The organism is Dietzia sp. NPDC055877 (assembly GCF_053615975.1).
This window is the reverse complement of record NZ_JBSHCV010000027.1, coordinates 20,563-27,519: the sequence shown is the minus strand read 5'-3', so window position 1 is coordinate 27,519 and position 6,957 is coordinate 20,563. Positions and strand designations below refer to the sequence as shown.

Annotated in this window: 7 protein-coding genes; all 7 read right to left on the bottom strand. The window is 70.5% G+C overall.

Annotated features, from left to right (window positions below; all coding sequences use genetic code 11):
* Nucleotides 1–51: 51 nt before the first annotated feature.
* The 7 genes from ACWGLC_RS17135 to ACWGLC_RS17105 are packed head-to-tail and all read right to left on the bottom strand — an operon-like array spanning nt 52 to nt 6,955.
* Nucleotides 52–369, bottom strand: coding sequence for a helix-turn-helix domain-containing protein (locus ACWGLC_RS17135; RefSeq protein ID WP_452100998.1), 318 nt, complete (start codon nt 367–369; stop codon nt 52–54).
* 20 nt (nt 370–389) lie between these two features.
* Nucleotides 390–3,956 (bottom strand): chromosome segregation protein SMC, encoded by a 3,567-nt coding sequence (gene smc / locus ACWGLC_RS17130; protein WP_452100997.1) that lies wholly within the window; start codon nt 3,954–3,956, stop codon nt 390–392.
* 16 nt (nt 3,957–3,972) lie between these two features.
* Complete coding sequence (locus ACWGLC_RS17125) at nt 3,973–4,263, bottom strand: acylphosphatase (protein WP_452100996.1); 291 nt, start codon at nt 4,261–4,263, stop codon at nt 3,973–3,975.
* Entirely contained in the window at nt 4,260–4,727 is a 468-nt protein-coding gene (locus ACWGLC_RS17120) for an OsmC family protein (RefSeq protein ID WP_452100995.1), read from the bottom strand. Before ACWGLC_RS17120 ends, ACWGLC_RS17125 begins: the two co-directional genes overlap by 4 nt.
* Before the next feature lie 5 nt (nt 4,728–4,732).
* The gene (mutM, locus tag ACWGLC_RS17115) at nt 4,733–5,674 is read right to left on the bottom strand and encodes a bifunctional DNA-formamidopyrimidine glycosylase/DNA-(apurinic or apyrimidinic site) lyase (RefSeq protein ID WP_452100994.1); all 942 of its coding nucleotides are present in this window, start codon (nt 5,672–5,674) and stop codon (nt 4,733–4,735) included.
* A gap of 4 nt (nt 5,675–5,678) precedes the next feature.
* Nucleotides 5,679–6,377 carry a ribonuclease III gene (gene rnc / locus ACWGLC_RS17110; protein WP_452100993.1) on the bottom strand — a complete coding sequence of 233 codons (699 nt, stop codon included), beginning with the start codon at nt 6,375–6,377 and terminating at the stop codon, nt 5,679–5,681.
* The gene (locus tag ACWGLC_RS17105) at nt 6,374–6,955 is read right to left on the bottom strand and encodes a YceD family protein (protein WP_452100992.1); all 582 of its coding nucleotides are present in this window, start codon (nt 6,953–6,955) and stop codon (nt 6,374–6,376) included. Before ACWGLC_RS17105 ends, rnc begins: the two co-directional genes overlap by 4 nt.
* Nucleotides 6,956–6,957 lie beyond the last annotated feature (2 nt).

The window sequence follows — 6,957 nt, the reverse complement described above, 5'->3', positions numbered from 1 at the left end:
CGGAGGCCAGCCACCGGTCACCCGACTGACCAACCTCCCTGGACATCACAGCTAGACGTCGTCCTCTCCGACGGGGCCGCCCTCGCCCTCCCAGCGCTCGATCATCCGGACCTTGGTCCTCGTGAACTTCCGCCGCACCCCCACGCCCCCGCCGTCGTCCTCGGCGATGAAGCCGGCCCCGAAGTGCGACAGCGCGTCGGTGAGCGCCTGGACCTCGGCATCGCTGAGGTCGACGACCCCGCGTTCGTAGTCCTTGAGAAGCTGTGGATCGATCCCCGACCGCAGTGCGACCACCTTGGTGGAGACCTGACAGAGAATCCGCGCGGCCCGCGCCAGTGCGGCGTCCATGTAGAACTCGTGATCAGTCATGACACCAGCCTGCCAGTGGTTCAGCGCATCCGCTGCGAGATGACCTTGGAGATGCCGTCGCCCTGCATGGACACGCCGTAGAGGACGTCGGCGACGTCCATGGTGGGCTTCTGGTGGGTGATCACGATGAGCTGGCTGGTCTCGCGGAGCTGCTCGAACAGCCCGATCAGACGCCGTAGGTTGGTGTCGTCGAGCGCGGCCTCGACCTCGTCCATCACGTAGAACGGACTCGGGCGCGCCCTGAAGATCGCCACGAGCATCGCCACCGCGGTGAGCGACTTCTCGCCACCGGACAGCAGAGACAGTCGCTTGATCTTCTTGCCCGGCGGCCGGGCCTCGACCTCGATGCCCGTGGCCAGCATGTCCTCGGGCTCGGTCAGGATCAGGCGGCCCTCGCCGCCGGGGAACAGCACCGAGAACACGTCACGGAACTCCCGCTCGACATCGATCCACGCCTCGGTGAAGATCTGCTCGATGCGCTCGTCGACGTCGTCGATCACACCCTCGAGGTCCGAGCGGGCCTTCTTGACGTCGTCGAGCTGGGTGGACAGGAACGCGTACCGCTCCTCCAGGGCCGCGAATTCCTCCAACGCCAGCGGGTTGACCTTACCCAGCGTGGCCAGATCCTTCTCCGCGCGCTTGAGTCGGCGTTCCTGCTCGGCACGGACGAACGGCATCGGGGGCGGTGGGGTCACGTCCTCGCCCCGCTCGCGGGCCGCCTCGTACTCCTCCATCTCCAGGGCCGACGGGGGCAGTTCGATATCCGGCCCGTAGTCGGTCACCAGCGCCTCGGGTTCGATGCCGTGGCGCTCCAGTACCGATGACTCCAGTTCCGAGACCTTGACCTCGAGTTGCGCCCGGACGACCTCGTCCCGGTGTGCGGCGTCCCCCAGCCGACCGACCTCGGATTCGGCCGCGGCCAGCTCGCTGCGGAGCGTCGACAGTCCCGTGGTCGCCGCCGTACGGGCGGCCGCCAGCCGGTCGCGTTCCGCTCCGGCGGTGCTGATGACCTCGTCGAGTCTGGCCAGCAGTCGCTCGCTGAGTTCGTCGACGACCCCGGCGACCTCCGCGCCCCTGCGTCTGGCTGCCGCGGCGCGGGCGGCCCGGGCGCGCGATTCCCGCTCGGCCTGGGCGGCACGGCGCAGTGAAGCCGATTTGCCGCGCACGCCGGTGGCTCGCTCCTCGGCCGACCGATGCGCGAGCCGGGCCTCGATCTCCGCAGCCCGCGCGGTGGAGACCGCCGCCTGCGCGGCGAGTCGACCGTCATCGGCGGGCATCTGGTCCTCGTCGTGGTCCTCCCCCGCCCGCGCGAGTCGATCGGTGAGTTCGGTGTGCTCCGCGCGGGCGGCGTCGAGTTTGTCGACGGCGATCCGCCGCGTCTGCTCCAGGCGCCGGACTTCGGCTTCTGCGCGGCGGCGTCGCTGTCCGATCCGGGCGAGTTCCGCGTAGATCTCCTCGATCGCCGCGTCGGATTCGGTGATCGCGGCCATCGTCTCCGCGAACCGGTCGGCGCGGTCCGCATCCTCTGCCTCGGCTCCGGCGAGCTCGGCGCGAGCGGTCTCGATCTCCGCGCGGACGGTGTCCCGCTCGGCGACCGCCGCATCGATCGCCGACTGGATCTCGAGTCCGGTCCGCCCCGACGCGGAACCACCCACCGCCCATCCGGATCCCGCGAGTTCGCCGGCCCGGGTGACGGCCCGGACGCGCCGGTCGGCGTCGACCTGCGCGGAGGCGACGGCCAGGTCATCGACGAGCACGACGTCGACCAGCAGAGCCGTGACGGACGCGGTCAGGCCGTCGGGGACGTCCACCACGTCCAGCGCCCAGCGCGCCCCGTCGACCAGCTCCACCTCGAGGCGGTAATCGCCTCCCGGCGCGCCCCGTCCGAGCAGACCTGCCCGACCGGCGTCCGCGTCGCGCAACGCTGCCAGGACTTCGCTACGGTCAACGGTCTGATCCACCACCACGGCGTCGACGGCCGGGCCCAGAGCCACACCGATCGCGCGCTCCCATCCGTCGCGGACGCCGAGCATCTCGCCCACCGTCCCGGCGACCGCGTCGGTGCCCAGGCGGCGCACCACCCACTCGGCGCCGTCGCCGGCGCCCTTGTTCTGCTCGAGAGTCTCGATGCGGGCCGCCAGCCGGGCGATCCTCTGGTCCGCCTCGCGCTCGATCCCCCGTAGCTCCGCGAGCCGGGCGCGCGCGGACAGGTGGGCCCGCTCGGCGCGGCCGAGGTGCTCGTCGAGGGTCTGTTCACCCTCACCGTGGACGCCGACGCGCGCGTGGACGGTGTCGAACTCGGCCTCCGTATCGGCCACCGCTTCGCGGGCGGCCACCGTCTCGGCGTCCACCCGCGCGATCTCCGCCTCGGTGGACTCCACCCGCGCCGCCAGGGTCTCGACCTTGCCCGCCAGTCGTGCCACGCCTTCACGACGATCGGCGATCGCCCTGACCGCCTTGAGGTGCTCGGCTTCCAGTGCGGCCGACGCCGACTCGGCCGCGGACAGAGCGTCCGTGGCGTGACGTGCGCGTTCGGCCGCCCGTTCGACGTCCTCGGCGAGCTCCTTCTCGTGGGCCTCGGCGCGGTCCGCCTGGCGGTCGAGCTCGTCCGGATCCGTGCCGTGATGAACGGCCACCTCGGCGGCGAGCGAGCGGGCCCGGTCGGAGGCGATGCGGGCGGTGGCCCGGGCACGCTCGGCGAGCGTCGACAGGGCGAACCAGCGCTGCTGTGCCGCCTCCGCATCCGGGGTGAGCCGGTCCAGCTCGGACTGGGTCGCCGCGACCTCACGGGCGAGTCCGTCGCGACGATCGACAGCCTCGGCGACGCGCTCCTCCAGGCGGCCGCGCACGCTTTCGGCGTCCGCGAGTTCGCGGCGACGCGTGACGAGATCGTCGGCGGCCAGTCGGAAGGTCGCGTCGCGCAGGTCGGCCTGGATGGTCTGTGCCCGCCTGGCCACTTCGGCCTGGCGGCCCAGCGGCTTGAGCTGACGGCGCAGTTCGGTGGTCAGGTCGCTGAGGCGGTCCAGGTTCCCCTGCATCCCGGCGAGCTTGCGCTGGGCCTTCTCCTTGCGGCGACGGTGCTTGAGGATGCCCGCGGCCTCCTCGATGAACGCCCTGCGCTCCTCCGGCTTGGACTCGAGGATCTCGGAGAGCTTCCCCTGCCCCACGATCACGTGCATCTCGCGGCCGATACCGGAATCCGAGAGCAGCTCCTGCACGTCCATGAGGCGGGCGCGGTCGCCGTTGATCTCGTACTCGGCGGCGCCGTCGCGGAACATGCGGCGGGTGAGTGAGACCTCCGCGTAGTCGATCGGCAGCGCGCCGTCCGAATTGTCCAGGGTGAGTGTGACCTCGGCGCGACCGAGGGGCTGCTTGCCCGAGGTGCCGGCGAAGATGACGTCCTGCATCTTGCCGCCACGCAGTGTCTTGGCACTGTGTTCGCCCATGACCCAGGTGAGCGCATCCACGACGTTGGACTTACCGGAGCCGTTCGGGCCCACCACGCAGCAGATGCCGGGTTCGAACCTCAGGGTCGTGGGCGCCGCAAAGGACTTGAAGCCCTTGAGCGTCAGCGACTTGAGGTACACGGGAGCTGATCCTAGGTCAGCGCTCGACGAATCCCGTGAGCCCGCCCCGCGCCGCCTCCCACGAGTCCACGACGAGCTCGACGGTCCCCGGCGTGCCGTCTCCCCGAAGCTTGTCGAGCAACTCCAGGCAGGATTGCTCGGGCCCCTCCGCCACCACGTGCACGCGGCCGTCCGACTTGTTGGTGGCGTACCCGGCGAGTCCGAGCTCGAGGGCACGACTGCGTGTCCACCAGCGGAACCCCACGCCCTGGACCCGGCCGTGCACCCACGCGACCAACCGCACGTGACCGGTTGCCTGCTCACTCACCGCGGATCGATCCCGGTCTCGATCTCCAGCGCGATCTCGGTCCCCGTCTGCAGGGTTCGGCCTACCGTGCAGGCTTTGTCGACGGAGCGACGGATCATGGCGACCAGCCGCTCGGCCGTGGCCGCGTTGATCTCGGACATGTCGAGCTCGTAGAGCTCCTCGAGCCGCGGGTAACGCTCGCTCTCACGATCGGCATCGCCGGAGATGTGAACGGTCGCGTCGTAATCCTCACCCAGCCGACGGGACACGGTGAAGTCCGAGGCCATCGCGGTGCAGGCGCCGAGCGCGATCTTGAGCAGTTCGCCCGGGGTGAACACCCCCTCCACGTCCGCCGAGCCGATCTCGACCCGTGCGCCGCGCGACGACAGACCCACGTATCGGCGCGTGCCGGTCCGCTCCACCCGAAGCTCGGTGCTGGTGGGCGCGGTCTGGGGGGCGGGACTCTGCGGAGTGCTCTCGGACATGACATTCATCGTACGATCGGTCCGCTTCGGCTCCCGGCTCGGCGTGTTGTCACCCGCCGTGCGACCGCACTCCGGCGCGGCGCGGGCTGGCAGACGGGACAGAAGTGCGAGCCGCGGTTCATGAAATCCTCCCGCACCACCGCGGTGCCGCAGCGGGCACACGGCAGGCCGGTGCGACCGTAGGCGTCCAGGGAGCGGTCGAAGTACCCGGAGGCGCCGTTGACGTTGACGTACAGCGCGTCGAAGGAGGTGCCGCCCGCGACCAGGGCATCGGACATCACGTCCCGGGCGTGCTCCAGGGTCTGGGTGACCGAACGGAGCGTGAGTGCGCCGGTGCGGCGGCGACCGTGGATCCCGGATCGCCACAGCGCTTCGTCGGCGTAGATGTTGCCGATCCCGGATACGACGGTCTGGTCCAGCAGGAGCCGCTTGATCTCGGTGTCCCGACGCCGGATCGACCGGGCGGTGGCGAGGGGGTCGAACCCCTCCTCGAACGGGTCCGCGGCGATGTGGGCCGCCGGCGCCGGCAGGAGCACGCCGGTGCCGTCGAGAGCGTCGGTCAACGGCACGACCGTCCATCCACCGAAGGTGCGCTGGTCGACGAAACGCAGCTCCCGGCCGTCGTCGAGGAACGCCCGGGCGTGCATGTGTCGCACGGGCGCCACGCCCTCATCCGTCACCAGCATCTGTCCGCTCATCCCCAGATGAACCAGCAGACAGTCGGCACCGACGGCGTCGTCGTCATCGAGGGTCAACCACAGGTACTTGCCGCGCCGCCGGGCCCCGGTGACCGTCCGACCGGTCAGTCGGTCCTCGATCTCCGCGCCCCCGCCGGGCTGGCGGCGCGCGGTGCGGACGCCGGTCACGTCGACGCCGACCATCCGCCGGCCCACGACATGGTCCTCGAGACCGCGCCGGACGACTTCCACCTCGGGCAACTCGGGCATCTCGTCAGCCCGACTTCCCGTCCAGAACGGCCCAGGCCTGCTCGGCGGCCTTCTGCTCGGCTTCCTTTTTCGTGCGCCCGAGGCCCTGCCCCAGTCGCTCCTGCCCCACGAACACCACCGCGGTGAAGGTCTTGTCGTGATCCGGGCCGGTCGAGGTGATGTCGTAGTGGGCCTTGGGGCGGCCCGATGACGCGCACTTCTCCTGCAGGCTGGTCTTCCAGTCGAGGGCGGCGCCCAGCGTGGGTACGACCTGCAACCGTTCGCCGATGATCCGCTCGATCAGTGCCCGCGCCGGCTCGAGACCGTGCGTGAGATACACCGCCCCGAACACCGCCTCCAACGTGTCGGCGAGGATCGAATGCTTGTCCCGGCCTCCCGTGAGCTCCTCGCCGCGGCCGAGTCGCAGGTGCGCGCCCAACCCGCCGGGACCGAGTTCGCGAGCGATGTCGGCCAGCACGTAGGTGTTGACCAGGCTCGCCCGGATCTTGGCCAGGTCTCCCTCCGGACGATCCGGGTAGGCGCTGTAGAGGTACTCCGTCACGACCAACTCGAGGACCGCGTCACCGAGGAACTCGAGCCGCTCGTTGTGGGGCACTCCCCCGTTCTCGTACGCGAACGAGCGGTGAGTGACCGCCTGGGTGGCCAGTTCGGCGGGAAGCTCGACACCCAGGGCCGTACCCAGTGAGCCGGGCCGATCCGTCACGCGCGGCCCTCGTCCGTGCCGGTGGTGCCGAACTTCTCGGCCAGCCCCGCCCAGCGGGGGTCGATCCGCCCCTCGGTCTCCCCGGAGACCCCGTCGGGGCGCGGGGTGTCGGCGTTGATGCACTCGGCGTGACCGTAGTCCGTGCACGTCGGCGACAGCGGGAACTCCAGACCGAACGCGTCGACCAGCGCCGGCTCCAGGTCCAGCAGATCACCATCGAGCAGCCGAACCTCGTCCTGCTCGGCGCCTTCGGCCGCGGCCTTGTTCTCCAGCGCGTACATCTCGGTGAGGTCCACCGCGACCTCGGCGTGGAATTCGCCGAGGCACCGCGCGCATTCGATCGTCGCCTGTCCGCTGACCGAACCGGTGACGAGGACGCCCTCGTCGACGAATGTCAGCATCAGGTCGAGATCGAGTTCGGCCCCCTCGGGGATTGCGATCATCTCGACCCCGATCGTGGACGGCGCCACGGTGACACGCTGGATCGGCGTCATCGCGCCGGGTGTCCTGCTGATACTGCGCGTATCGAGGACGAGGGGGCCGGGCGCGGAACGATGGGACCTGGAGGTGGTGGACACGA